The 26,249-nt window shown below is 69.5% G+C and carries 24 protein-coding genes; 10 read left to right on the top strand and 14 right to left on the bottom strand.

Annotation, left to right across the window (positions count from 1 at the left end; genetic code table 11):
• Nucleotides 1-5 precede the first annotated feature (5 nt).
• The 3 genes from ACWEO7_RS08665 to ACWEO7_RS08655 are packed head-to-tail and all read right to left on the bottom strand — an operon-like array spanning nt 6 to nt 2,423.
• The gene (locus ACWEO7_RS08665) at nt 6-728 is read right to left on the bottom strand and encodes an ABC transporter ATP-binding protein (protein ID WP_355077187.1); all 723 of its coding nucleotides are present in this window, start codon (nt 726-728) and stop codon (nt 6-8) included.
• On the bottom strand, nt 704-1,552 hold the full coding sequence (locus tag ACWEO7_RS08660; protein WP_452421974.1) for an ABC transporter permease: 849 nt from the start codon (nt 1,550-1,552) through the stop codon (nt 704-706). Before ACWEO7_RS08660 ends, ACWEO7_RS08665 begins: the two co-directional genes overlap by 25 nt.
• A 34-nt stretch (nt 1,553-1,586) precedes the next feature.
• Nucleotides 1,587-2,423, bottom strand: coding sequence for an ABC transporter substrate-binding protein (locus tag ACWEO7_RS08655; RefSeq protein WP_452421972.1), 837 nt, complete (start codon nt 2,421-2,423; stop codon nt 1,587-1,589).
• 33 nt (nt 2,424-2,456) lie between these two features.
• Here ACWEO7_RS08655 and ACWEO7_RS08650 point away from each other — a divergent pair, with 33 nt between their 5' ends.
• Nucleotides 2,457-2,735, top strand: coding sequence for a hypothetical protein (locus tag ACWEO7_RS08650; protein WP_452421970.1), 279 nt, complete (start codon nt 2,457-2,459; stop codon nt 2,733-2,735).
• 62 nt (nt 2,736-2,797) lie between these two features.
• On the opposite strand, the gene ACWEO7_RS08645 is transcribed toward ACWEO7_RS08650, so the two are convergent.
• Complete coding sequence (locus tag ACWEO7_RS08645) at nt 2,798-3,934, bottom strand: ROK family protein (protein ID WP_452421968.1); 1,137 nt, start codon at nt 3,932-3,934, stop codon at nt 2,798-2,800.
• 119 nt (nt 3,935-4,053) lie between these two features.
• Here ACWEO7_RS08645 and ACWEO7_RS08640 point away from each other — a divergent pair, with 119 nt between their 5' ends.
• Nucleotides 4,054-4,281 (top strand): FmdB family zinc ribbon protein, encoded by a 228-nt coding sequence (locus ACWEO7_RS08640; protein WP_452421966.1) that lies wholly within the window; start codon nt 4,054-4,056, stop codon nt 4,279-4,281.
• 13 nt (nt 4,282-4,294) lie between these two features.
• Here the strand turns inward: ACWEO7_RS08640 and ACWEO7_RS08635 are convergent, their stop codons facing one another.
• Genes ACWEO7_RS08635 through ACWEO7_RS08620 form a run of 4 tightly spaced genes read right to left on the bottom strand, consistent with a single transcriptional unit; the run spans nt 4,295 to nt 7,943 of the window.
• Nucleotides 4,295-4,570, bottom strand: a complete 276-nt coding sequence (locus tag ACWEO7_RS08635) for a SelT/SelW/SelH family protein (RefSeq protein ID WP_355077196.1) — start codon at nt 4,568-4,570, stop codon at nt 4,295-4,297.
• A gap of 18 nt (nt 4,571-4,588) precedes the next feature.
• Nucleotides 4,589-4,978 (bottom strand): YchJ family protein, encoded by a 390-nt coding sequence (locus ACWEO7_RS08630; RefSeq protein ID WP_452421964.1) that lies wholly within the window; start codon nt 4,976-4,978, stop codon nt 4,589-4,591.
• Between the two features lie 21 nt (nt 4,979-4,999).
• Nucleotides 5,000-5,491 carry a hypothetical protein gene (locus ACWEO7_RS08625; protein WP_452421962.1) on the bottom strand — a complete coding sequence of 164 codons (492 nt, stop codon included), beginning with the start codon at nt 5,489-5,491 and terminating at the stop codon, nt 5,000-5,002.
• A gap of 7 nt (nt 5,492-5,498) precedes the next feature.
• The gene (locus tag ACWEO7_RS08620; protein WP_452421960.1) at nt 5,499-7,943 is read right to left on the bottom strand and encodes an AAA family ATPase; all 2,445 of its coding nucleotides are present in this window, start codon (nt 7,941-7,943) and stop codon (nt 5,499-5,501) included.
• 438 nt (nt 7,944-8,381) lie between these two features.
• Here ACWEO7_RS08620 and ACWEO7_RS08615 point away from each other — a divergent pair, with 438 nt between their 5' ends.
• The 4 genes from ACWEO7_RS08615 (at nt 8,382) to ACWEO7_RS08600 (ending at nt 16,318) form a co-directional block, all read left to right on the top strand.
• Nucleotides 8,382-11,240 carry a DUF5691 domain-containing protein gene (locus ACWEO7_RS08615; protein ID WP_452421958.1) on the top strand — a complete coding sequence of 953 codons (2,859 nt, stop codon included), beginning with the start codon at nt 8,382-8,384 and terminating at the stop codon, nt 11,238-11,240.
• Entirely contained in the window at nt 11,237-12,337 is a 1,101-nt protein-coding gene (locus ACWEO7_RS08610) for an ATP-binding protein (protein ID WP_452421956.1), read from the top strand. The genes ACWEO7_RS08615 and ACWEO7_RS08610 overlap by 4 nt, the downstream gene beginning before the upstream one ends.
• Nucleotides 12,316-14,805, top strand: a complete 2,490-nt coding sequence (locus tag ACWEO7_RS08605) for a DUF5682 family protein (RefSeq protein WP_452422054.1) — start codon at nt 12,316-12,318, stop codon at nt 14,803-14,805. The genes ACWEO7_RS08610 and ACWEO7_RS08605 overlap by 22 nt, the downstream gene beginning before the upstream one ends.
• A gap of 355 nt (nt 14,806-15,160) precedes the next feature.
• Nucleotides 15,161-16,318, top strand: coding sequence for a VWA domain-containing protein (locus tag ACWEO7_RS08600; protein WP_452421954.1), 1,158 nt, complete (start codon nt 15,161-15,163; stop codon nt 16,316-16,318).
• A 343-nt stretch (nt 16,319-16,661) separates the two neighbouring features.
• Here ACWEO7_RS08600 and ACWEO7_RS08595 read toward each other — a convergent pair whose 3' ends face one another.
• The gene (locus ACWEO7_RS08595; protein ID WP_452421952.1) at nt 16,662-17,438 is read right to left on the bottom strand and encodes a helix-turn-helix domain-containing protein; all 777 of its coding nucleotides are present in this window, start codon (nt 17,436-17,438) and stop codon (nt 16,662-16,664) included.
• Between the two features lie 118 nt (nt 17,439-17,556).
• Between ACWEO7_RS08595 and ACWEO7_RS08590 the strand changes: the two genes are divergently transcribed.
• Nucleotides 17,557-18,006 carry an SRPBCC family protein gene (locus ACWEO7_RS08590; RefSeq protein WP_452421950.1) on the top strand — a complete coding sequence of 150 codons (450 nt, stop codon included), beginning with the start codon at nt 17,557-17,559 and terminating at the stop codon, nt 18,004-18,006.
• A gap of 5 nt (nt 18,007-18,011) precedes the next feature.
• On the opposite strand, the gene ACWEO7_RS08585 is transcribed toward ACWEO7_RS08590, so the two are convergent.
• The 4 genes from ACWEO7_RS08585 to ACWEO7_RS08570 all read right to left on the bottom strand — a co-directional run bounded on the left by ACWEO7_RS08585 (nt 18,012) and on the right by ACWEO7_RS08570 (nt 22,073).
• On the bottom strand, nt 18,012-19,268 hold the full coding sequence (locus tag ACWEO7_RS08585; protein WP_452421949.1) for an MFS transporter: 1,257 nt from the start codon (nt 19,266-19,268) through the stop codon (nt 18,012-18,014).
• Between the two features lie 464 nt (nt 19,269-19,732).
• Nucleotides 19,733-20,563 carry a phosphatase PAP2 family protein gene (locus tag ACWEO7_RS08580; RefSeq protein ID WP_452421947.1) on the bottom strand — a complete coding sequence of 277 codons (831 nt, stop codon included), beginning with the start codon at nt 20,561-20,563 and terminating at the stop codon, nt 19,733-19,735.
• Between the two features lie 794 nt (nt 20,564-21,357).
• On the bottom strand, nt 21,358-21,702 hold the full coding sequence (locus ACWEO7_RS08575; protein ID WP_452421945.1) for a hypothetical protein: 345 nt from the start codon (nt 21,700-21,702) through the stop codon (nt 21,358-21,360).
• Complete coding sequence (locus ACWEO7_RS08570) at nt 21,702-22,073, bottom strand: hypothetical protein (RefSeq protein WP_452421943.1); 372 nt, start codon at nt 22,071-22,073, stop codon at nt 21,702-21,704. The genes ACWEO7_RS08575 and ACWEO7_RS08570 overlap by 1 nt, the downstream gene beginning before the upstream one ends.
• Nucleotides 22,074-22,300: 227 nt before the next feature.
• Here ACWEO7_RS08570 and ACWEO7_RS08565 point away from each other — a divergent pair, with 227 nt between their 5' ends.
• The 3 genes from ACWEO7_RS08565 to ACWEO7_RS08555 are packed head-to-tail and all read left to right on the top strand — an operon-like array spanning nt 22,301 to nt 23,633.
• Nucleotides 22,301-23,191, top strand: coding sequence for a helix-turn-helix domain-containing protein (locus ACWEO7_RS08565; RefSeq protein WP_452421941.1), 891 nt, complete (start codon nt 22,301-22,303; stop codon nt 23,189-23,191).
• Nucleotides 23,188-23,376 (top strand): DUF397 domain-containing protein, encoded by a 189-nt coding sequence (locus ACWEO7_RS08560; protein ID WP_355077227.1) that lies wholly within the window; start codon nt 23,188-23,190, stop codon nt 23,374-23,376. The genes ACWEO7_RS08565 and ACWEO7_RS08560 overlap by 4 nt, the downstream gene beginning before the upstream one ends.
• A gap of 47 nt (nt 23,377-23,423) precedes the next feature.
• Complete coding sequence (locus ACWEO7_RS08555; protein WP_452421939.1) at nt 23,424-23,633, top strand: DUF397 domain-containing protein; 210 nt, start codon at nt 23,424-23,426, stop codon at nt 23,631-23,633.
• 73 nt (nt 23,634-23,706) lie between these two features.
• Here the strand turns inward: ACWEO7_RS08555 and ACWEO7_RS08550 are convergent, their stop codons facing one another.
• The gene (locus ACWEO7_RS08550; RefSeq protein WP_452421937.1) at nt 23,707-26,235 is read right to left on the bottom strand and encodes an ABC transporter permease; all 2,529 of its coding nucleotides are present in this window, start codon (nt 26,233-26,235) and stop codon (nt 23,707-23,709) included.
• Between the last annotated feature and the right edge of the window lie 14 nt (nt 26,236-26,249).

Genomic DNA, 26,249 nt, shown 5'->3' with positions numbered 1-26,249 from the left:
TCCTTTCAGACAGCGGCCGGGGCGACGCCCAGCGAAGAGAGCAATGCGCGACGGACGCGCTGGAATTCGGGCAGACTCGGGTCGCGCTCGGCGGGCAGGTCCACCGGCACGTCGACCGTGATGCGCCCCTCGTCGAGCACGAGCACCCGGTCGGCGAGCGCGATGGCCTCGTCCACGTCGTGGGTGACCAGCAGCACGGTCGGGCGGCGGCGCCGGATCAGTTGCCGCAGCAGCTCGTGCATCTTGATCCTGGTCAGCGCGTCCAGCGCGCCGAAGGGTTCGTCGGCCAGCAGCAGGTCCGGCTCGCCAACCAGGGAGCGGGCCAGCGAAACCCGTTGCTGCTCACCGCCGGAGAGCTGGTTGGGCCACGCCCGTTCGCGTCCGGCGAGACCGACCTCGGTGAGTACCCGCACCGCCGCGGCCTTGCGCGAGCGCGGCTGGCCGTAGAGCACGTTGGCCAGCACCCGTTGCCAGGGCAGCAGGCGGGAGTCCTGGAACACCACCGACGTCTTGGCGGGCACCCGCAGCGTGCCCGAACCGGCCACGTCGTAGTCGAGTCCGGCCAGCGCGCGCAGCAGCGTGCTCTTGCCCGACCCGCTGCGGCCGAGCAGGGCGACGAACTGCCCGGCCGGGATCGTCAGCGTGATGCCGTCCAGCACCGTGCGTTCACCGAAACCGCGGGTCAGGCCGCGGACCTGTACGCCTACCCCGCGATCGTCCGTCGCCACGACAGCACCTTCCGCTCGACCAGCCGGATAACGCCGTCGGACAACAGTCCGAACGTGCCGTAGACCGCGAGGCCCACCAGGATCACATCGGCCTGGCCGTAGTTCTGGGCGTTCTGCATCATCTTGCCCAACCCGTCGATGGCGTTGACGGATTCGACCACGATCAGCGCCAGCCACGCGCCGGTCACCGAGAGCCGCAGGCCGAGGAAGAAACCGGGCAGCGAACCGGGTACCACGACCTTCCTGATGAAAGTGGCCCGCGAAACTCGCTGCACCTCCGACAGTTCCACCAACCGCTGATCGATGGTGGTGAGCGAGGCGTGCGTCTGGATATACATCGTGATCACCACGCCGAGGGTGATCAGCACGATCTTGAACGATTCGCCGATGCCGAGCCAGAGAATCATCAGCGGAATCAAACCGAGGCTGGGGATCGCCCGCTTCACTTGGATCGGGCCGTCCACCAGCGACTCGCCGAATCGGGACAGGCCCGAGATCAGGGCGAGCGTCGTGCCGACCAGCACGCCGCTGCCGAGGCCGATGCCCGCGCGCTGCAGCGAGGCGGACACGTTCGCCGCCAGCGAACCGTTGACGAGCAGGTCCCAGCCCGTTTCCAGCACGGTCCACGGCGCCGACAACTTGCGTTCGTCGAGCCAGCCGAAGTGCGCGCCTGCCGCCCAGAGGCCGAGAACGACCACCACGCCGAGCATCCGGGCGAACGGAACGGACTTGCGTAGCCCGAGCCTGCGCAATTGCCTGCGTTCGACGAATCCGTCGGTCCGCGACGGCGGCGCCGCTACGGTGCGAGTCAGTGCGATGGTCATGGCGACTCCTGTGTTGTGCGGGCGCTCGAGCGGTTCACCGGGTGTCCTGGGTGCGGTAGTTCGCGGTCACCGCCTCCGCGGCGACTCGTTCGAAGCGGCGGTCGAAAAGTTCGTTCGCGTCGAATCGCTTGCCGAAATAGCCCGAGCCGGTGAGCAAGTCGACGGTGTCCTGCTCCCATGCGATCGCTTTGTCCCAATTGTCCGGGAAATAGGGGCGCGGTGTCGTATCCAGAATTCGCCGGCCGTCCGCCGCGGAGACTTCCTGGTCTTTCACGTAGTAGGAGGAGATCCATTGTTCCTGGTGCTCCCAGGCCCAGACATCGCCGCGCGCCCAGAACTCGACGAATTGCCGGACGGCCGCGAGTTTGGCCGAGTCGCGCAGGACCGCGGTCGGCGCCCACAGCACGGTCAGCGCGTCCACCGCGGGCGTGGCCACCGCCGTGGCGCCTTGCCCGCGGTACTTGTCCAGGTATTTGGTCAGCGTCGGCTCCCCCAGCGGGGCGACGTCGATCTGCTTGCCCTGCAACGCGGTAAGAAACTGCGGGCTGTTGAGTTCCACCAGCTGCACTTCGTTCAGGCCGATGCCCGCGGCGCGCAGGGTGCGCAGCACCACCACGCCCTGGGCCTGACCAGGCGAGAAGCCGATCTTCTTGCCGCGCAATTCCTGGATCGAGTTGACGGTCACGCCGGGTGCGGTGGCCAGCTGATAGTTCGGGATGTCACGAACTTTGACGCCGACGATCTTGGCGTCGAGACCGGTCGCGTGGGCGTGGATGGGCGGGATTCCCGCGTTCGTCGCGATATCCACCGAACCGCCACGGAAGGCTTGGATGACGTCGGGGCCCGCTGAGACGGCGGGCCAGGCCGACACGGTGAACGGCAGCTTGCCGATCTCACCGGAGGTTTGCAGCGCGACGCGGTGGTGTTGACCGCCACCGACAACGAGGTGCCGGCCGGAACGGTGGTCGGCAGAGCGGATTTCAGATCGGTGTCGCCGCCCTCATCGGTGGCGCACGAGACGGCGAGCAGAGCGGTGGCGGAGGTGACGAGTGCTAATCGCCGGAGAGAATTGCGCACGGTGATTTCCTGGGTCGAATCCGGTGTTCTCGGGAATATTTCGCTCCCGGACAACACCGCAGTTGCGATCCGGTCCCGGCAATGGCTCGGTGCATTTCTTTCATGAAAGAACTCTCCCGAATACCCGTGCCGCACGTCAATATTCGTTCTACTTAAAATAAGTCGGAGTCAAACGGCAGCCTCCAGCGCGCGCAGCGGAGTGTGGAACAGGCTGTGCAGCACCACCGCGCCCGCGGACATCTCCAGGACTCGTCCCTCGAACGACGAACCGACCACCAGTTCGGCCGGGTCGGTACACAACAGCGAATGTTCGCGTACGGCCGCGAGATACGCCTCCCACACGCCGCCGACGCGGCGGCCGCGGTCGACCACCACCACCGATTCGGGATCGAGCAGATCGATCAGCGCCGCGACGACCCGGCCGAGTACGCGGGCGCGCTCCAGGAACAGCCCGCGCACGGGCGCGCCTTCGGCCGCCGCCGCCACCAACTCGGGTATGGTCGAAGCCACGCCGCAGCGCTCGAGCAGCGCATGATCGGAGTAGTAGTCGTCGAGCGAGGATCCCCCCTGCGGGCCCGCGCTCTTTCCCGCGCCCAGGCCGAGCAGCGACTCGATCGATCCGGCTCCAGACCTCGGCCCATAGTGCACCTGCCCGTGCACCGCGATGGCCACATCGATCACGTTGCCGACGAACAGCACCACCGAGCTCGCCGTCGCGCCCATGCGGCCGAACAGCTGCTCGGCGTGCATCAGCGCTCTGGTGTGACTGTCGAGCTGGGTCGGCAATCCGGTGCGCGCGGCGAGATACTCCCGCACCGGGACGTCACGCCAGCGTAGGAAGGAATGGTCCACCACCGACCCCGCCGTTCGGTCGACCCGGCCGCCGGTAGCGACGCCCAGACCCACGATCCGCAGGCCGTCGGACTCGTCGCGGACCCGGCACACCTCGGCGGCGGCGGTGGCCAGGATGTCGTACGGGGCGTGCGTGCGGTGCGGCACCTTCGTGGTGCGCCGCAGCGTGCCGCCGATGTCCACCACCGCGACGGTGGTGTGGGTGGCCGCGATGTGCACCGCTATGGCCACGTTGTCGGCGGTGTCGAGCGCCAGCGGGCTATGCGGTCGGCCGATCCCGGACGCGCCCGCGGTCTCGGGCAGCTCGACGATCAACCCCGCCTCCAGCAGCGCGCGAGTCTGCCAGGTCACCGTGGCGGGTGAGATTCCCGCGTGTCTGGCGATGGAACTGCGCGGAGCCGGACCCAGCTCGAGCAACGCTCGAAGTACCGCTCCCGCGCTGCCGTCCGCCATTGCCGTCACCTCTTCATCGCCGCGCTGCCCAGCCACGCTACGGACGCGGTCCGCGGCTGCGAAGCATTTGGCGCAGGCCGATCCGAACACAGCGGCGGCACAGGCCCTAAACTGAGCGGATGCCGAGTTACAGCTATCGGTGCCGCAGCTGCGGTGACACGTTCGAGGTGACCCGTCCGATGGCGGAGTCGGCCGCGCCGGCGACCTGCCCGATCGGCCACGACGACACGGTCAAGTTGCTGACCACCTTCGCCACCGTCTCCCGTGGCGGCGCGAACGCGCCCGCGCCCACCCCGGCGGCGCCCCCGGCGGGCGGCGGCTGCTGCGGTGGCGGCTGCTGCGGCTGAGTTCCCGGCGCGTTCACTCGCGCCGGTCGGCATGACCGAGGTCGCGTTCGGGTGCGACCCGGTCGCGCACCCGCTGCTTCAGCACCGTGATGTCGGGAAATCCGCCGTCGGCCTTGCGCTCCCAGATCTGTTCGCCGTCCACGGTGATCCGGAAGACCCCGCCCGAACCCGGCAGCAGCGCGACTTCGTCCAAGTCGGTGGCGAAGGTGCTGAGCAATTCCTGCGCCATCCAGCTCGCCCGCAGCAGCCAGCGGCATTGGGTGCAGTACTCGATCGCGACGCGTGCCATGCCCGCTGACGCTACCGCTCAGTCGTCGTGCGTGCCGTCCAGGTAGACCCAGGCGCCGTCGGATCGGGCGAACCGGCTGGTCTCGTGCAGTGCGCCGCGACCGCCCGCGTCGCGGTAGTGCGCGACGAACTCCACCGTGCCGGTGTCGTCGAACAGTCCACCGCGGTCGGTTCGGGTGATTTCCAAAAACAACCAGCGCTGGGCGGGATCGAGGGTCACGGCGGCCGGGCGAGTGCGCGGATGCCACGAACGCAGCAGATAGTCGACATCGCCCACCGCGAACGCGGTGTAGCGCGAGCGCATCAGGGCTTCGGCGGTGGGAGCGGGACGCTCGCCGCTCAACACCGGACCGCAGCAGTCCTCGAATGCCTCGCCACGCCCACACGGGCAGCGCCGTGCCTTGTTCATTCCGCGCCCTTCCGACCTGTGTCAGGAATCCCGGCGCGCCCGCACCGCCGCCAGGTCCTCGGCCAAGGCTACGGTCTGCTCCCGCCAGCGCCGCAGATCGGTGACGCTCGGCGCGAGTTCGTAGTCGTGATGGTGCGCGGCGCGCGACAGCGCCGCCCAGAGCACGGCCACGCGCGCCGCCACGTCCGGTCCCGCGAAGGCGCGCAGCGCGATGAGCTGTGCCCGCATCGGACAGCGGACCAGCGGGGGCGCCAGCCGCAGCCACAGTTCGTCGACGGCCTGCTCCAGAGCGATCCGCAGAATCCAGGCCGTCGCCCGGGACCACAGCCCGCCCGCGGCGGTCACCGATCCGGCGAGCAACAGATCCACGGTTTCCAGCCGCTCGGCGACCGACGGCCGATTCGCGCGCGAGCGGTGCGCGCCGTTGTTCGGCCCACGCTGCCCGTGCCGGGCCGCGCGCCCGCCGCCCGCGGGTCCACGACGTGCGCCGACCGGCCGACGCCGCCCGCTCATCGGCGCCTCACCGGGCCAGCCACGCGACGAACTTCTCGGTCTCACCGATCAGCTCGCGCATATCGCGCCCGATCGGCACGTGCGCGCCCGCCGTGGCGTCGCGCAATGCGTCCACCACCCACCGTCCTTCGCGCGCGATGAGGTTCTTGTTCAAGTCGTCGACCTTGCTGCCGACCCCGAAGACCGCGAGCGCCACCTTCGCCCGGGTCGAATGCGCGGCATCGATGTGGCGTTCCACTTCCGCGTGATCCATGCCCGCGGCGAGCAGGGTGCGCCGCGCCCTGGCCAGACTGGCCGCCTCCACCGCGGAACGGCAGCACGTGGCCACCAGTTCGTCGGCGATCGCCGCGGGCAACTGCGGGGTGCGCACCAATGCGCGGGCATCGTCGAGATAGCGGCGGATCGGGTCGCTGGACACCCGCACCTCGACCACCGAGCGGTCGCGGCGCTGCACTTCCAGCACGGTCGCGTCGAGCTGCATCCGCCGCACCGCCTCGGCGAGGCGCTCGTCATGGGTGAAGACCACCACCTGCCTGGTCCAGGCGACCGTGGCCAGCACTTGCGCCAGGCCGTCCACCTTGGCCGGGTCCATCGCCTGCACCGGGTCGTCGATCATGACGAAACGGAACGGGCTCTGCTCCACCGTGGCGCGCGGCAGGAACAGCGAGAGACCGAGAGCGTGCAGCTCACCCTGGCTCATCACGCCCAGCGCGGCGCCATCCACCTCGTCGACGGTCACGTCGAGCAGCACGCGGCGCGCGGTGCCCGCGTTGCCCTGCAAACGGATCGCGCCCAGCTCGACGTTGCTCTGCTGCCGCAGCGTGCGCCACACCCACCGGGCCGTCGTCTCCAGCGGCGTCATGCGCTCGCCGCGCAGACCCGCGGTGGCCGACTTCAGCCAGTCCTCGGCCTTCTTCACGGTGCGCAGCTCCGCGGCGTGCGCGCCCACCTCGCGCGCGCCCTCCAGCCAGGCCACGATCCGTGGCACCAGCGGCGTCCACACCTCGTCCAAGCGGTCGAGTTCCTTGCGGGTGCCCTTCTGCAACAGGTCGAGCTCGTCGACCAATCGCGCGTGGGCGGCGCGCAGCCGGGCGGGCAGGTCCGGGGCGTATTCGGTGGTGGTCAGCGCGGCCCATTCGGCCCAGGCCTCGCGCACCGCCGTGGTGTCGACAGACGGCGGGTTGCGCGGATCGAAATCCAATTCGGCGGGAACGAGGTCGGGAAGCGCCCGCGCGGCCCGCACCGCGTTGCCGAGCTCGATCCGGGCGGTGGTGAGCGCGTCGACTCGGGCGGTGAGCCGCTCGATGGCCGCATCGGTCTCGCGCGCCCACGCGTCGTCGAGTGCGCCGCGGCCGCACACAGGGCACGGACACGGCCCGCTCGCGGCATGGTGTTCCCGCGCCTTGCGCAGCAGTTCCAGCAGGCGCAGATCGGCTTCGGCGTCGGCGGTGGCTCCCGCGGCCAGCGCCGCGCCCCATTCCTCGAGCCGGGTGGCCACCGCCTCCACTTCGGCGTCCTCGGGCAGTGCCAGCCGCACGATGGCGCGCAGGCCGTCCGGTCCGGTCGGGTCGTCCACCGCGCCGAGCACTTCCCGTCCCACCGCGGCGAGATCCGGTTGGGCGGGCCGCAGCAGCCCGGCGACCCGGACCGCGCGGTCGTCGGCCACCGACGCGAGCAGCTCCAGCAGTTCCAGGCGTTCCTGACGCGAATCCCGCACGGCGCGTTCCAGCTCCAGGCGGCGCATCCGAATCCGTTCCTGCGCCAGGGTGAGTTCGTCGAGACCGAGCAGCTGGTGCAGCGCGTCGAACAGGTCGCTCGGTTTCCCGTCCACCAGCGCGCCGAGTTCGCTGTAGGACAGGAAGGGGCGGTAGAGCTCGAGTTGGGCCGCCCACCGATCGGTGTCGAATCCCGTCGGCGGCGCGGGCGGATACCGCTGGGTCCAGTGCGCGTCCGGCAGGTCCGCGCCGGCCGCCCATTCCTTGGCGATGGTGAGGCGCGGCGCGGCGCCGGCGGTGAGCAACTCGAGCTCGATGCGGGCGGCCGTGCCGTCGTGCAGGTTGCGCCAGCCCTCCCGCCACGCCGCCGAACGGCCGTCCCACCGGCGGTTCCCTCCGGTCATCGCCAACTCCGCGGCCTCGGCGAAACTGGATTTGCCGCTGCCGTTGCGGCCGACCACGAGCGTGAGGCCGGGGCCGGGCGGCAGTTGCAGCGTCGTCTCAGGGCCGATACCCCGGAAACCGCACACCCGGATGGCGCTGAGGAAAATCCCGGAGTGATCGAATGCCGTTGACGCGTCCCCTGTTTCGGCGGCGCCGATGGCGCGCAAGACGGTCCGCGTCACCGACGGCGTGACCGCGGGATCCTCGGCCAGGCGCCTGGTCACCACCTCCGAGAGCCGGGGCGGCGCGTCCGTGGAACCGGCGGCCTCGACAGCGTCGGGATCCAGGCGCATGCGAAAAACCCCTCCACCATCGAGCCGCAACACGTCCTCCGACCCCGTGCACGGCGCCTTGTCGAAGCTGTGCGGAACGCTACCCGATCGCGCCGGAATCGCCCACCGCGCCCAAGCGAATCTGCCCGCGGGGATGGATATATGGTCATCGAGACGCCTGCGCCATGTCTCGATGTCCACCCCTCGCGCCAACCCCGGCGGGCAGCCTCGATGGTGTCTACACCCGGTCCGGGTGGCTCGGTCGAGCCGAACAGGACAGAATGCCAGAGCGCACCGATCGGCGCAAGATTCGTTCGAAAGACGAATGCGGCACCGGGACAAGCGGTTCCGAGGGCGGCGCGGCGCCGGCGGCGGTACTTGTCGGTGCGCTGGGGTAGAAATCCGGTCAACCGAGCAATGAAGGAAGGCGATGAGGCAGCAGCGAGCCGGAGCGAGCCGATGACGACGCCGTGGACCGAAGCCCAGGTCACGGCGTTGGCGCCGGATGCGAATTCGCTCTCGGCGGCTCGCAAGCTGGTGGGTCGCTGGCGCGAGTGCGGGCAGCACGGCACGGCGCTGTGGGGCCGGTGCCAGGGCAGCGGCGCCACGCCCTATCAGACGATCGTCGACCTGTCCGGTCCGGCGTACCGGTGCTCCTGCCCGAGCCGCAAGTTCCCGTGTAAACACGCGCTGTCGCTGTTGCTGCGCTGGTCCGCGGGCGATGTCGCCGTCGCGCCGGAGACCGCGGACTACGCGGCGGCGTGGATCGGCGGCCGTACGGCGCGGGCCGCCGCGACCGCCGAGCGGCCCCGCACCCCGAATCCGGCCACCGCCGAACAGCGCCGGGTGCGGGTCACGGCGGGGCTGGAGGAACTCGACGTCTGGCTCGGTGATCAGGTACGCACCGGGCTCGCGCAGGCCGATCGCTCGTATCGGGCCTTCGAGGCCGTGGCCGCCAGGATGGTCGACGCGCAGGCCCCCGGCCTCGCCTCCGCTCTGCGCAGGCTCCCGGCCGTCGTGGCCACCAGAACCGACTGGCCCGACATGGTGCTGCGCGAGTACGCGCGCATGCACCTGTTGATCGCCGCGCACCGGCAGCTCGACGCGGTGTCGCCCGCGCTGCGCGCCAGCATCCGCACCCACATCGGCTATCCCAATCCGGCCGAGGCGGTGCGCGCCGAAGCTCAGGTGCGTGATCGGTGGATGGTGTTCGGCTCGCGGATCACCGAGGACGAGCGCCTCTACACCCGGCGCACCTGGCTGTACGGGCGGGAGAGCAGGCGCTGGGCGCTGGTGGTCGACCATTCCTTCGGCTCCCCCGGCTTCCCCGCCGACGTTCCCGCGCTCGGTCAACTGGCCGACGCGGAGTTGCATTTCTACCCGGGCGCCGCGCCGCTGCGTGCGCTGTGGGGCGAGCGGCACAGCACGGTCGAACCGTTCACTTCGTTGCCCGCCGACGCGAACCACCCCGCCACCATCGCCGCCGCGCTCGCCGCGCACGCGTCCGCGCTCGGCGCCGATCCGTGGCTGCGCTCGTGGCCGATGCTGCTGGCCGATGTGATACCCACCCGCACCGAAGAGGGCTGGTACCTCACCGAATCCGGCGGCAGCGCGCTGCCGATCCGGCCGGGCGAACAACCGTGGACGCTGCTGGCCGTCTCGGGCGGTCATCCGGTGACGGTGGTCGGCGAGTGGAGCGCCGACGGATGGGAGCCGATTTCGGTGTTCACCGCGGGGGAGGTGATCGATCTGGCGCACACGGAGACCTTCGTGCCCGACGCGACCCCGCCCGCGGGGCCGACCGGGAGTGCCGACCTCACCTCCGTCGCGCTGCTCGGCACCGCGCGCCGCGCCCCGGATCTCGCCGCACTGGCGCCCGCGATCGCACGCGCTGCCGACCGGTTACCGCATGATCCCGCGTTCCGCCTGCTCGAAACAGCCGCGCTACAAGACCTTTTCATCCGGGGCGGGGTCGCTCCCGCCAGCGCCGCGGCACCGGAACCCGCGGCGGACGATCCCCGTCCGTCGCTGCCGCGCCCTGCTGCCGTGCGCCTGGCACGCATGCTGCGGGAACGCTCGGCGTTCCTGCCCGAATGGTTCGACGCGGCGCGGCCGCACGATTACCGGGCGCCGGGCGCGCTGTGCGAGCAACTGCTCGAGCACGCGAAGATCAATGCCGGCCTGCGCGAGCCGCTGCTACGCCTCGCGGGCACTCGCGGCAGCTGGCTGGCGGCCCGGCATCCGGATCGGCGCGACTTGGTGCGGCTGCCCGTCGAACGCTCCACGGATACTTGGCTGTTCGGTCGGCCACCCGAGCGGCGCGACTGGCTCGCCGACCTCCGGCGCGGCGACGCGGGCGCGGCCAGGGCGGAGCTCACCGCGGCGTGGCCGAAGGAATCCGGGCCGTTGAAGGCCGAACTGCTGGCCGTGCTCGCCGACGGGCTCGGCCCGGACGACGAGCCCCTGCTGGAAACGGCGCTGGACGACCGGCGCGCGGACGTGCGCCGCACCGCCGCCGGACTGCTCGCACTACTGCCGGAATCGGCGTTCTCGCAGCGGATGCGCGCCCGAGCGAGCGCGTGGATCCGCGCCGAGCACCGAATGCTGCACACGAACGTGGTTCTCACGCTGCCCGACCGGCCCGACGCCGCCGCGCAGCGCGACGGGATCACCGATCGCACCGTCGAATTCGCCTACCGCTGGAACGGCGCGCCCGACGTGTCCGCGGCGCGGCTGCGGCAGGTGGTCGCCGCGACGCCGCTGGTGCACTGGACCGGTGTGCTCGGCACACCGCAACAGGCGGTGCGCGCCACGATCGAAGACCGGTTCCGGCAGCCCATCTTCGACGGCTGGGTGGACGCCGCACTGGCTCAACACGATTCGACGTGGGCGCGGGCCTTGTTCGAAGCGGGCGTGCCCACCGATCTGGCGATGCTGCGCAGACGGGAGCTGTTCGCGCTGCTACCGCTGCCGGATCGGACCGCGCACCTGGTGCGGCTGGACGGCTCCTGGCTGTCGGAGATCGAGGCGCTGCTGCCCGCGATGGGCCACCCGTGGCCGGAAGCGCTGGCCCAGCATGTGGTGCTGCTGCTGTTCGAGCGGGCGCGGGCGGCGGCGCGGCGCCCCGAGACGCACGGCGCGTCACCGAACGCGCACCGCTCGCTGCTCGCCGCGGCCTCGGTCCACCTCCCCGTCGCCGCCGCGGGCACGCTGTCCGCGGTGGCCCGCAAATGCGACGATCCCGCCTGGCAGCGGGCCTTCGACCAGCTCGCCCATGACCTCAACAACCGCTCGATGATGCTCGAGGAGTTGCGATGACCACCACCGACCCGACGCCGGATCTGCTGCGCCCCCATGCGGAACAGGCGTACGCCGACGAGCTGCGCGCCCTCGCCGCCGCCGACGACCGGCCCCGCCCGCCGTCGTGGCGGCTGTCGCCCTGGGCGGTGGTCACCTACCTGCTCGGCGGCACCCTGCCCGACGGCACCGTGGTCACCCCGAAGTACGTCGGCCCGCGCAGGCTCATGGAGGTCGCGGTCGCGACGCTGGCCACCGACCGCGCACTGCTGCTGCTCGGGGTGCCTGGCACCGCCAAGACCTGGGTGTCCGAGCATCTCTCCGCCGCCATCAGCGGTGCGTCGACGCTGTTGGTGCAGGGCACCTCGGGCACCGCCGAGGAGGCGATCCGCTACGGCTGGAACTACGCGCGGTTGCTCGCCGAGGGACCGAGCGATGCGGCGCTGGTGCCGTCGCCGGTGCTCACGGCCATGCGGACGGGCTCCATCGCCCGCATAGAAGAGCTCACCCGCATCCCGTCGGACGTGCAGGACGCGCTGATCACCATCTTGTCCGAGAAGACGCTGCCGGTGCCCGAACTGCGCACGGAGGTGCAGGCCGCGAAGGGCTTCAACGTCATCGCCACCGCCAACGATCGCGATCGCGGGGTGAACGAGTTGTCCTCCGCGTTGCGCCGCCGGTTCAACACGGTCGTGCTGCCGCTGCCCGCGAGCGAGGACGAGGAGGTCGCCATCGTCAGCAGGCGGGTCGAGCAGCTCGGCTCCGCGCTGGAACTGCCGACCGTGCCCGCGGCGGCCGAAGAGGTGCGGCGGGTGGTGCGGGTCTTCCGCGAGCTGCGCTCCGGCAGTACGGCCGACGGCCGGACCAAGCTCAAGTCGCCGTCCGGAACACTGTCCACGGCCGAGGCGATCTCGGTGATCACCAACGGAATCGCGCTCTCGGCGCACTTCGGCGACGGCGTGCTGCGCGCCTCCGACATCGCGGGCGCGGTGCTCGGCTCGGTGATCAAGGACCCGGTGGCCGACGCGGTGGTGTGGACGGAGTACCTGGAGGCCGTGGTCCGCGAGCGACCGGATTGGGCGGATTTCTACCGCGCCTGCCGCGAGGTCACCGGGTGACCTCCGGTGTCGAAACCGTCCCTGTGACCAGGGTATTCGGCATCCGCCACCATGGTCCCGGCTCGGCGCGCTCGCTGCGGACGGCCCTGGCGGACTTTCGGCCCGACATGATCCTCATCGAGGGGCCCGCGGACGCCGATCCGCTGGTGGGCTTCGTCGCCGCCGAAGGGATGGCCCCTCCGGTCGCGCTGCTGGCGTACGTTCCCGACGCCCCCGCCACGGCCGCGTTCTGGCCGTACGCGGTGTTCTCCCCCGAGTGGCAGGCGCTGCGGTACGCCGCGGACAACGCGGTGCCCGTACGGTTCTGCGATCTGCCCGCGAGCGTCACGCTCGCGACCGAGGACGAGCCCGGCGACCGGTTCGATCCGCTCGCCGCGCTCGCCGAAGCGGGCGGCTACGACGACGCCGAACGCTGGTGGGACGCCGTCGTCGAAACCGTGCCGGACGCCGACGCGTTCGACGCGATCACCGAGGCGATGGGCGCGCTGCGGGAAGGCGCCGAGCGCGATGCCACGCATGGCGACCCGACGTCGGCCGCGCAAGACGGCCCGGCGCGCCAGGGGCATGCGGGCACCGAACCGGCTGATGACCGACCGACCGCCGAATCGGGACGCGATCGCCCTGAAGGCGGGCAACTCTCGACCGTGCAACCGGCGCAGGAGCGATCCACCGAGGACCAGGATCGATCCACCATGGACTCCACGTCGGAGTTGGATTCGGTCGCGGAGGCAGTAGCCGAATCGGCCCTCGTGCCGGAACCACCGCCCGAACCACTCGTGATCGACGCCCACACCCTCCGGCGCGAGGCTCATATGCGCCAGACGATGCGCAAGGCCCTCAAAGACGGTGCGATGCGGCTGGCGGTGGTGTGCGGGGCGTGGCACGCGCCCGCGCTCGTCGGCGCACTCGGTCCCGCCGCGCGGGACGCACGGATGCTCAAGGGCCTTCCGAAGATCAAAACCAGGCTCACCTGGGTGCCGTGGACGCATTCGCGGCTGTCCACGACCTCCGGCTACGGCGCGGGCGTCACCTCACCGGGCTGGTACCACCACCTGTTCACCGCCACCGAGCGGCCGATCGCCCGCTGGCTGACCAAGGTCGCCGGTGTGCTGCGCGCCCACGATCTGCCCGTCTCCAGCGCCCACGTCATCGAGGCCGTCCGGCTCGCCGACACCCTCGCCGCGCTGCGCGGTCGCCCGCTCCCCGGTCTGTCGGAGGTGACCGAGGCCACCCGGTCGGTGCTGTGCGGCGGCGACGAGACGATGCTGCGGTTGGTGATCGGCGAACTCGTCGTCGGAGAGGCGCTCGGGGCCGTTCCGGAGCAGACGCCGACCGTGCCGCTGGACGCGGACCTGCGCGCCACCATCCGGTCGCTGCGGATGAAGCAGGAGCCATCGATCCGCACCGTCGATCTGGATCTGCGCAAGGATCGCGAGGTGCGGCGATCGCGCCTGCTGCACCGGCTGCGGGTGCTCGACATCGAGTGGGGCACGCTCACCACCAGCGACGTGCGCGGCACGGGCACCTTCCGGGAAACCTGGACGCTGCGATGGCAGCCCGAGTACGCGATCTCCATCATCGAGGCCTCCCGCTGGGGCACCACGATCCGCACCGCGGCGGAGGCGAAGATTCTCGACACCGCGAGCCGCGCCGACCGCTCGGTCGGCGAATTGACCGCCGCGCTGGAAGTCGCGCTGCTGGCCGACCTGGGCGGCGCCACCGACGGATTGATCGCCCGGCTGGAATCCACCGCGGCGCTCGACCACGACGTCACCCACCTGCTGGCCGCCCTGCCCGGCCTGATCCGCACACTGCGTTACGGCGACGTGCGCGGCACCGACACCAAAGCGCTGGCCCACGTGGCCGACGGGTTGCTGGTGCGTATCTGCGCGGGCCTGCCCGCGGCGGTCACCGGATTGGACACCGACGCCGCCACCGATCTGCGCGGTCTGCTGGACGCGGCGCACACCGCCATCCACACCAGGGACGACGGCTGGGCCACCGGTGAGTGGCTCGCCGCATTGCGCCGGGTCGCCGACCGCGACGACGTACACGGCGCGCTGGTCGGTCGTGCGGTCCGTTTGCTCGCCGACGCGGGTCGCATCGATGACGCCGAATCCGCGCGCCGATTGTCCGCCGCCCTATCGGTGGGCGCCACCGCCGCGGCCAAGGCGGCGTGGATAGACGGATTCCTCGGCGGTCGCGGCCTGCTGCTGGTGCACGATCGGGAGTTGTTGCGGCTCATCGACGACTGGTTGCGCGGACTCGGCGACGACACGTTCGTCGAGACGCTGCCACTGCTGCGCCGTACCTTCGGCGCGTTCGAATCGGGTGAACGCCGCGCGATCGGGCAGGCGGTCCGCGACGGCGGAGCGGTATCACCGGCGGCGGCCGTCGCGGGCATCGACTCGGAGCGAGCCACCACCGCGGTGCGCACGGCGGCCGAGATTCTGGGGATCACAGTATGAGTGGTCGGAAAGAGCAGCGGTGCATGACGAGACGAGGTCCCGCTGATGCCGGAATCGAACGCTGCGTGAGCGGTCAGGTGCAAACGCCGCGGGGCGGCGTAACCGCGCAGGGCCGCGCTGATGCCGAAGTCGGATACGGCATGAGCCGCCAGGAGCTGAGGCGGAAGCGCAACGTAGCCGCACAGTGCCCCGCCCATGCCGAAAGGCGGCGCTGCGGAAGCGGTCGGGCCCGAAAGCGGCAGCGCACCATGACCACGCAGGGCCCTGCTGATGCCGGAACGGGACACAGCATGATCGATCAGGCAGCGGGGCGACGCCACACCGACGCCAGCGCTCGCGCCCGGAAGGACACGCCGTGACCGACGAAGCACAGTCTCGGCGTTGGCGATTGGTGCTCGGCGCGGCCGCCGAGGAAGGGCTGGGCGGGCTGGGCTCCGGCGACGACGCGGCGATGGACCGGGCGCTGTCGGCGCTGTACAACACCGATGAGGAGACCTCGCCCGGCAAACGCACCGGTGGTTTGCAGGGCTCGGCGCCGCGCGTGGCCCGCTGGCTCGGCGATATCCGCAGCTACTTCCCCGCCTCCGTCGTCGAGGTCATGCAACGCGACGCCGTGGAGCGGCTCGATCTCACCCAATTGCTGCTGGAGCCGGAACTGCTCGAGGCGGTGGAACCGGACGTGCACCTGGTCGGCACCCTGCTGAGCTTGAACCGGGTGATGCCAGAGACCACCAAGGCCACCGCGCGCATGGTGGTGGAGAAGGTGGTGCGGGAGATCGAGCAGCGCATCGCGGCGCAGACCGTCGCCGCGGTCTCCGGTGCGCTGAACCGCGCGGCTCGGGTCACCCGGCCGAAATTGCGGGATATCGACTGGGACCGCACCATTCGCAAGAACCTCGCCACCTACCTGCCCGAGCATCGCACCGTGGTGCCCGAACGCCTGGTCGGCTACGGCCGCAAGGCCCAGGCGGTCCGGCGGGACGTGGTGCTGGCCATCGACCAGTCCGGTTCGATGGCCGCCAGCGTCGTGTACGCGTCGGTGTTCGGCGCGGTGCTCGCCTCGATGCGGTCGCTGCGCACCTCGCTGGTGGTCTTCGACACCGAGATCGTCGACCTCACCGACAAACTCGACGACCCGGTAGAGGTGCTGTTCGGCACGCAACTCGGCGGCGGCACCGACATCAACCGGGCCCTCGCCTACTGCCAGTCCTTGGTCACCCGCCCGGCCGACACGTTGTTCGTCCTGATCTCCGACCTCTACGAGGGCGGCATCCGCGACGAGATGCTGCGCCGCGTCCGCTCGCTACAGGATTCCGGCGTACAGGTCGTCGTGCTGCTCGCCCTCTCCGACGACGGCGCCCCCGCTTTCGACCACGACAACGCCGCAGCCCTCGCCGCATTGGGCATCCCGGCCTTCGCCTGCACCCCCGACAAGTTCCCGGAACTCTTGGCACTGGCCCTCGACCGCGGCGACGTCCAGTCCTGGGCCCACGCCAACGCCGCCCAGCACTGACGCGAGTCCCTCCGGGTCTGCCACGCGCGACGACTTGGTGCTGTCGTTACGACCCACAAGACCTCGAGAAGGTGTGGCACTACCTGGCCCGATTCGGCGCGACCGAACCAAGTCCGCCACGGTAGCCCCGAATCGGTGCCGAGAACACCACCGACCGTGGCGGACGGCCAGGCGCGATGGCTCTTGGCGGGTGCCGTTTCCGCCCCTGAGCAAAATGCCACCGCGTGGGTCGACGGTTCGTCGCCAGAGCTCGAGCCGATCGTTGTGTCTCCGACCCACGTCGCCCGGCCGGGAAGCGCGAGGCCTGGGAAGGTACAGCGTCGCGCCCCCTTCAGCGGCTCGGTCAGTTGGTCTCGGTGAGTAGACGGCGCAGCGCCGTCGGGGTGTGGCCGAGGTGTTCGCGGACGGTGCGGGTCAGGTGTGCCTGGTCGGCGAAACCGAGGTGCGCGGCGAGGTCGGCGAGGCCGGTTTCCCCGTCGGTGAGCCGGTCGATGGTCCGGCCGACCCGTACACGGTTGCGGTAGCGGGTCAGCGACAGCCCCATGTGCTGGGAGAACACCCGGCTCAACCGGTACGGCGAGACCTTCAGCAATGCGGCCAGAGATTGCAGGCCCACCGATTCCGGTGCGCCGTTGATGATCGCCTCGCGGGCCGCTGTAACCAGCGCCCGGTCGGTGGGCCGCGACCGAGGGATCGGCCATCCGGCGGCGAGTGCGACGAGCCGGACGAGCTCCTCGGTCAACGCGTAGTCGATGTCGCCACCTCGGACGGCAGCGAGAACACGGTGGTGCGCGAGATCGATACGGGCATCGAGGTACACCGCTCGCGGATCGACGGCCCCTTCCCAGCGGCCGGGCGCGATGGTCACCACGGTGCAGACGTCGCCGCCGACGGGATGGGCGAACCGTTCCTCTTCGCCCGGTACGCCCAGGTAGCCGACGGTCGGGTCCAGATCGGCCCGGTCGCCGTCGGACTGTCGCTGGAACCGGCCACGGCGCACGAGCACGAGGCGATGGTCGTCGCGGACCTCCGGGGCCGAGAAGTGGGTGTGGTCGGAGCGGCAGGTCACCGTGGTCACGGTGTACTCGGGCCGGGCGGCAACGGTTGTCGTGGACAGCACCTGCGGACCGTACGCCGAGGGTACGACGAAAAACGCCGCGCAAGGATCTTCAAGACCCGCGGGTGGGCCGGCGGGAATGCTGAGACGGCAACCACCGCGGCCCGACCAGGAGGACCCCATGGCATCCGTTCACAAGGAATTCGACATCGACGCCACGCCCGAGCAGGTATGGGATGCTCTCAGCGATTTCGGCGCGGTGCACGAGCGCCTCGGCCCGGGTCTCGCCAGCGACGCACGGCTCGACGCGGACACCCGTACCGTCACCTTCGCCGACGGCACCGTCGTCGTGGAACGGCTCATCGACCTCGACCCGGTGAGCCGGCGTGTCGCGTACTCCATCGTCGGAGGCAGTCTGCATTCCTCTCATCACCACGCCTCGATGCAGGCGCTGCCCGGCAAGGACGGCGGGACCCTGGTCGTATGGCACACCGATGTCCTGCCCGAGGCTCTCGCTGTGCCGATAGCCGAGTTCGTCGAGCGGGCGTCGGCTGTCATGCGCCGGACTCTGGAGACAGGGGGATCCCGGGAGCCGGGTGGCAGCGCGCGCGCAAGCGAACTCGCACCGTAAAGGGCTCATCGGGCACGCTGCGTGGCCGCGTGCCGCCGCGGACGGTCGTACGGACTCTCCGCGCCGGCCCGCGGCCGGTCGGCCAGGGTGACCACGCCCGCCGCGGCCGTGGCGACCGTAGCGAAGGCGACCAGACCGGGCCAGCCGAACCAGCCGACGGCGGCGGCGCCGAATGCGGTTCCCAGGCTGCCCCCGACGAAGTACACAGACATATAGGCACTGTTGAAGCGGGCAGGCGCGGCCGGGTCGATGGCCAGGACCGTGCTCTGGTTGGCCACTTGGGCCGCGAACAGTCCGGCATCGAAGAGCCCGAGGCAGGCCAGGGTCACCACAGTGTTCGAGAGGGCAACGCCCAGGACGACCGTCGCGACAAGCGCGAGCGCGAGCCCCACCAGGATCACCTTTCGCGGGCCGACCCGGTCGGTCCATCCGCCGGCGATCCGGGTCGCGAGGACACCGGCGAGTCCGGCGCAGGCATACAGGCCGATCCGTTCGGGTGAATACGAGTACGGAGGCTGCGACAACGCCACCGCGAGACCTGCCCAGATCGCACAGAACGCACAGAACGCACAGAACCACAGCGCTCCCCGTGCCGCCGCCCGGCGCAGCGCGGCGAAGCGGGCGAAGAGCCCGGGAATTCCGCGCACCGTATCCAGATATCCGGCATACGTGCGACCCCGCGCGGCCGGCAGGGTGGACAAGGACAGCGCCGCGACCACGACACACGGCACAACGAATACGACAAGCATTGCTCGCCAACCGATCACATCGGCGAGCCAGCCGCCGATGATGCGCCCGGCGAGGATTCCGGCAGATATGCCCGCGGTCACGACACCCAAGACCGTGGCCCGCCGACGACGCTGCGCGAAACGCCCCGCCACCGAACTCAGCTGAGCCCCGACCGCCGACCCCGCCCCGACCACGCCCATGACCAATCCAAGGGTCCAAGGCGATCCCACCACCGCGCCAGCGGCGGAGGCAACCGCCAGCGCCGAGAACTGGGCCGCCACCACGGCCCGTGGCGCGAACCGGTCGACCAACGGCACCAGCAGAACCAACCCCACCAGATAGCCGACCGGACCGCACGCCAAAGCGGTGCCGGTCGCCGCCGTAGCGGCGTGCAGGGAACCGGCAACCTCCGCGACGGCCGGTTGCAGTAGGTAGACACTCGCCGTCCCGAGCGCAGCCGCCAGTGCCATGAACCACACGACGGGCGTCCGCAACTCGGCATTCCCGGCATCCGAGATCCGTTCGCTCTCCATTGCATCCACGGTAGGAATCCCGGTGTCACGGTTCCGGCGAAAAATAGACAACACCGTCCCGTTCCCGGCCGCGGACGTATCCGCGAGAACGATTCGGTGTGGAACGTCCCGCGATCTAGACGGCCGGGCCGCGGTGACCTGGACCTACTCGTTCCAGCCCACCGCGGCCACCTTGCCACCACTGGTATCGGCCTTCGTCGGCCGGACCATGCCCGCGCTCATGCGGGAGACACGCGCCCCGATGAAGAGCGGCGCGGAAGCCGCAGCAACGGATCAGCCGGGGTAACCCCCGGGAAATCCTCCCAACAGGGCGAACACCTGGATGGCAAGCGAAGACAGCAGATCCGCGATGGTCATCGGTTCCATGGCAACTCCTTGTCCGGATGGGCGAACAGGACGGCTCTGCGATCGTACGCGCGCCGGAGCGCTTTTCCGGTCAGCGCCGCCGGGTGCGTGATGGACCGTCAGGAGCTGGTCAGCATGGGTTTCGACGGAACGGGACCCATCACGCCCCACGCCGTGGCCGCCGCGGGCACCACGAAGGGATGCAGTACGGCGGCCACCGCGAGCAACATGACAGCGACAATGGTGTCCAGCCAGTAGTGATTGGCGGTGCCCACCACCACGAGCGTGGTCAACGCCGGATGGGCCAAGGCGAGCCAGCGCCACGGTGTGCGAGTCGCGGCGACGACGGCAACACCGAGCAGCAACGCCCAACCGACGTGCAGCGAGGGCATGGCCGCGAACTGATTGGACAGACCGCCGGAATCGGCCGCGCCGTAGACGGATTGGCCGTATCGCACGGCCAGATCGACGAACCCCCGATCGGGCAGCATGCGCGGCGGCGCGAGCGGGACCAGGATGTGCACCGCGAGCGCGGCTCCCGTCAGCGCCACCATGAGGTTCCTGGTCCAGCGATAGTGCTCCGGCCGGAACATCCAGAGCCACAGCAGGACTCCGACGGCCACGGTGAAATGCGCGCTGGCGTAGTAGAAGTTGGCCGGAACCGCGAGGAATTCGCGGTTCAGGAACAACGACTGCACCGTCTGCTCGTCCAGCAGGCCGAGCCGGTCTTCGAGTCCGAGCAAGCGGTGCGCGTTGACCAGGGCACGCCCCGTGTCGTCGGCGGTGATCAGACGACCCGCGCGATAGCCGAGGTAGAGCACCGTGATGAGAAGAAGCTGCCCGACCGCATCGCCCCCGCGACCGCGCACGGCCGCGCGCACCCGTTCGACGACTCCGCCCGACGCGAGCTCGAGCCCGGCGCCCGGACCCCCGAAGTCCACAGCGACCATCGCGCGGCCTCCTTCCCCGTTGAATCAGGCCGTTTACCGAGATTTAAGTGGAGTGGTAACCTCCGTTTAAACTAGCACTACCGAACGGACAACTTCAGCAAGATGTGACGGGGCATACAGCTGCTCGTCATCAAGTCGAGTTTGCTTGCAGGACAGGCGATCTCGCGATTCCTGCTACCACCGACCGCGCCGCCCGGCACGCGAGATGCATCAGCTGACGACCGACGCGGTGTGGCCACCGACCCCAGCCGTTCGACGCGCGATGCGGCTTGCCGGGATCGGCGGGCGATGTGGTCGAACATCGTGCGACCCGCCTCGGTTTTCCAGCGCGCCTGCCTCCTCGCCAGTTGGGACCACATGCTGGACAACGAGTGGTCGGACGGCGAGCCGAATCAGCGGATTCGCCTCTCAGCACCATCTGCCGCCCAATGCGCCGGGGCCTTGCCGATCGAACGATTCACGGCTTCTCATTCCGCCGGTGTGAATCCGGCACAATCCGCCCTGCGCCCACCAGCACATCCCAGGCGGCGCGTTTGCGGGCACACCCGTGTTCCCGGTGCCGCTGCATGGCGACATGAGCTTCGGCTACCGTGAACGGCTCCGGCGGTGCCGTACAGGTCCACGCCGCAGGCCAACGGAACGCCGCCACCTTGCCCGCGGCGGGGAGGCGTCGGTGTGCGACGGAGCGTCGCGGCGAACCGGCCGGCCACAGACAGGCCAACGCGAGCGCGACGCACGATCCGCCGCCGGCAGTCGCGGCGACACCGCACACCAGATCCCACAGGCTCAAAGCATCACACCCCCTCGAGCGGCGGCGCGACCTCCTGCCCCGGCGATAGGACGGACCGATTGAGCATGTCCAGCACTTGCCGCAACGTGCGCGGCGCCACCACGGCGTCGACCGAGGGAGGGGCACCGCCGATCGGAGGAAACGGAATATTCCTTTCGGCAGCACGCTCACGCGGACTGAGCGTTTCCGGCACGATCCGGCCACGGACGACAAGCGTGTGAAACGCCGTCCGCTTCCATGCGCAAAGGTCGATGCGGCATGCGCGATGCTCCTGCATGATGCGATGGGCGAGTTCCACATCCGCGTCATCACAGATCACCGGCACGTCCACAACGGTCTCGATACCCATCACGCCCCCTCTACCGCCGCACCGGGCACAGATGGAGCCGAGCGCGTCCATTTGCCCTGCGGGCTGACGGTCTCGAGATCGAATCCCCTGTCACAGATCAAGGCTGGTCGGTCATCCACATGCTCGAGATCGAACACGACGATCACTTCCACACCGAACTCCGCCGCGAGACCGAGCGCGTACTCGATCGGACTGTCCACATCGACCGGTGGACGAACGGTGTACACGTAGTGGTATCCCAGGCCGTGCGCATGCTGCCGCACCTCGGCTGCATGCCGTGGGGCATGAATGCCGGACACGTCATTCCGTATGAAGCCCAACGATTTCGGCCTGCCCCCGATGGGCGGTTCGATTACGTTCGCGTAGGTCATTGATCTCCCTGGATCCTTGCTGTGACGATTCGTACGGCGTCCGACCGATGTGCGCTGTCTGCTGAGACGCCGCGACGAGCACAGCATGCGCGCGCCACGGATCAGCGAAATTCGGACGGTCCGAGTTGAATTCGACCGAATGCCCACAGTTCGTTCCGGCTCCGACGTACAGTCGCGTCCGCGTTCGATTTCAATTCGTTCCGCTTTTGCAGGGGGTGCACAGAACTATGACCACCGAAGACCAACCGTCGACATTGGCCCGACGGCAGCTGGGCCGCTTCCTTCGCGAGGCTCGGGAGGGACGTGGGCTATCGCTCGATAGATCGGCTCATCTCGTAGAACTCAGCAAGACGGCGCTGCAACGCGTCGAGACCGGCGGAGTGAAGAAATTCCGCATCCGCGACATAAAGGCGTTGTGCGAGCTGTACGAGGTCGAGGCCGACGACATCGACCGCGCGGTCGAACTCGCCAAACAGGCGCAAACCGCCTCGTGGTACACAGCGTTCGGCGGACTCTACAGTGACTCGACCTTCAACATGTACGTCGAGCTCGCAGCCTCGGCGCGTCAACTGGTCGCTTACCACGAGATCGTTCTCGGCTTGGTGCAGACACCCGATTACGCTCGAGCACTGATCAGCGCGTTCTACCACGACAGCAGCCCAGAAGACATCGAACGCCGGGTCGAACTGCGTATGAAGCGCCAAACGATCGTGACCCGAAAGGCCGATTCGGTGAAACTCGAACTGCTGCTGCATGAATCGGCGCTGCATCGGGTTATCGGTCATCCTCGTCTGATGGCAGCCCAACTGCACCACTTGGCCGAGATCAGCAAACTTCCGAATATCTCGCTGCGCATCTGCCCGTTCGCGAGCGGCTGCGCCGTGGGCCTCTTGCATGGTCCATTCGTCATTCTCGACTTCGGCACCGACACCAAAGGTCGGCCCGTGGAGCCGTCACTCGTCTACTTGGAAGGGGCCGGAAAGCCGGACCTGTACCTGGAGCACGCCGATGACCTGCGGCGCTACCATGGCATTGCTTCGACCATCCGGAGCACAGCACTGAACGAGACACAATCGCGTGACCTGCTCAGGCGGGTGGCAAGGAGTTACTCAGCGTGAACGCCGACCTATCTGGGGTGACGTGGTTCAAGAGCAGCCATAGCAGCGGGCAGACCGACTGTGTCGAGGTGGCATGGCTTGATGAAGACGGAGTCGGCGTCCGTGACTCGAAGAACCCAACCGGCCCGGCACTGGTGTTCACCTCCGGCGAGTGGGATGCGTTCATCAGCGCGGTTCGGCACTGAACTGAGCGCGTGACCTGCTCAGGCGGGCAGCAAGGGAGTTATGCAGGATGAACATCGACCCCTCCCGGGCGAAATGGTTCAAGAGCACCCGTAGCTCGATGGGCCAAGATTGCGTTGAGGTCGCCTTCTTGGAGCAGGGCATGGTGGGGGTTCGCGACAGCAAGAACCCCAACGGTCCCGCCCTGGTGTTCGCTCCGGGCCAGTGGGACACGTTCACCAATTCCGTTCGACTCGACGGTTCCACCGGCGCAGCCTGAGCCCGCAACAGTTTCCGCGAGGACACGCCGCAGTCCCGTGCGGCGCACAATGATTGTGCGCCGCACGGACCTGTCAGAGATCGGCGATCGCGGCCAGTGGTGGCGTGCGCGCCGCCCGCACCGCAGGCCACAGCGCGGCCAGTACTCCGACGACCGCCGAGCTGACCAGGACCAGGACCAGCTGGCTCCACGGGATAGCGATCTGGTCGAGACCCAAATCCCTGAGCGTGCGCAGGAATCCGACGCCGAGGCCCAGGCCGAGCACCATGCCGACGATCGCGCCGAACACCGCGATCAGCATCGACTCCAGATAGATGGTGCGGCGCACCTGGCCACGCTGCATACCGACCGCGCGCAGCATGCCGATCTCCCGGCGTCGCTCCACCACCGACAGCGCCAAAGTATTGACGATGCCAAGGATCGCGATCACCACCGCCAAGGCGAGTAGCCCGTAGAGAATGGCCAGCAAAGTGTTGATCTGTTTGCCTTGCGCTCCCTTGAATTCCTCGCGATCCTGCACCTGCACCACGACGAATTGCTCGGTGGCCTTCTCCAGGTCGGCGCGCATCGCGCTGGTATTCGCGCCCGGCTGCGCCTTGATCAGCACGAGGAAGTTGGTCCGGAAGTTGAGCGGGACCACCTCGTCGTAGACCGTCTGCGACACCACCATCGGGCCGAGCAGCGGGTTCTTCTTGTACACACCGGTGACGGTGAGCGGGACCTTCTTGCCGTCGACGCTGGTCGGGGTCACCTCTTCGCCGACTTTCCAGCCGCGGTCGTTCGCTTCGTCCTCGGACACGAGCACGTCCCTGGCGCCGAGAGTGCCGCTGCCGCGCACGATCTCGTAGTTCAGCACACCGGTCAGCGGACCGTCCGGCGAGGACGCGAACACCTGATCGTCGCCGAGCTTGAACGCGGCCCCCCGCATTCCGACCACCTGCGCCACGTTCGGCACCTTCGTCCGGGCGGCGTCGGCGGCACCGAACGGCACCCCGAGCAATTGCGGACCGGCCAGCACGTAGTCGGCCCGCACGCCCTTGTCGACCAGCACGCCGACGCTCTCCTTCGCCGAAGCGCCCAGCATGCCGATCGCCGAGACGAGCATCAGGCCCAGCGTGAGCGCGAAGGCCGTCGCGGCGGTGCGGCGCGGATTGCGCGACGCGTTGTTGCGCGCCATGCGGCCGATCGGCCCGAACGGGCGCACCAGCACGCCGAGCCCACCGACCACCGGTCGCGACAGCGCGGGCGCGGCGAGCAGCACCGCGAAGATCAGCCCGAGCGCGCCGACGCCGACCGTCGCGGCCGCCGTGCCACCGGTCCGCTGCGCGCCCAGCACGACGAGCACCACGCCGAGCACCGCCAGCACCGCACCGAGGATCGTGCGCAGGCGCAGCGACTCCCCGGCGGACGCGAACTCCTCGCGCATGGCCTGCACGGGCGGAATACGCGAGGCGCGGCGCGCGGGCGCGTAGGCGCTCACCATCGTCACCACGAGGCCGACGAGCAGCCCGACCACGATGGTGCGCGGCCGCACCGCCATCGATCCGGTCGGCAAGCCGAGATCGAAGGCGTTGAGCACCGCCGACAATCCGAACGCCAGCGCGACGCCGCCCGCGAGGCCGACCACGCTGCCGATCAACCCGATGACGAACGCCTCCGCCACCACCGACGTGCCGACCTGCTGCCTGCTCGCGCCGACCGCGCGCAGCAGCGCGAGTTCCCGCAAGCGTTGCGCGACGATCATCGAGAACGTGTTGTAGATGATGAACGTGCCGACGATCAGCGCGATCGCGCCGAAGGCGAGCAGGAAGTAGTTGATGAAGTTGAGCGCGTTGGAGATTTCCTTCTTCAGGTCGGCACGCACCTGATCGCTGTTCTGCACTTTGTAGCCGGGCAGTGCCTTGGCGAGGTTGTCGCGCAACTCGTCGCCGGGAATGCCGGTGGCCGCCAGGTCGACGTAGGCGACGTGCAGGCCGTCGGTGAACAGCTTGCGCGCCTGCGTGTCGTCGAACAGCACGCCGATGAAACCACCCGTGTCGGATGGAACCTCGTAGATGCCGGTGAGGGTCACGTCGATCGGAGCGGCCTGGGAGGGAATGAGGATCTTGGTGCGGTCACCGATCTTCAGTCCGGCCCGGTCGGCCCCGCCGGTGTTGAGCGCGATCTCGCCGGGCCGGGCGGGCGGGACGCCTTGCAGGAACTTCTCCGGCTCCGCGACGGCCTTCTCCGGCGGCAGGTACGACTTGCCGAACGTCGGCGCCCCGCCGGTCTGCACGGCCTTCTTTCCGGTCGGATCGAGCAGCACCACCGGGCCGTTCACGCTCGGCGCGACCGTGCGGACGCCGGGGTACTTCCCCAGCTCGTCCACCACATTGTTCGGAACGCCTTGCGCCTGGCGCTCTTTCGGGCTGACCCGGACGTCGACGCCCTTCGCCTCGTTGGCGAAGATTCCGTCGAAAGTGCTCTGCAGGGTGTCGGTGAACACGAACGAACCCGCGATGAACGCGGTGCCGAGCACCACCGACAAGAGGGTCAGCGCTAGCCGCACCTTGTGCGCGGCGAGATTGCGCAGCGCGACCTTGCGCATCGGACTTCCGGCCATTACGCCCGCCCCCG

The organism is Nocardia sp. NPDC004260 (genome assembly GCF_053603155.1).
This window is presented reverse-complemented; position numbering and strand designations above follow the sequence as displayed.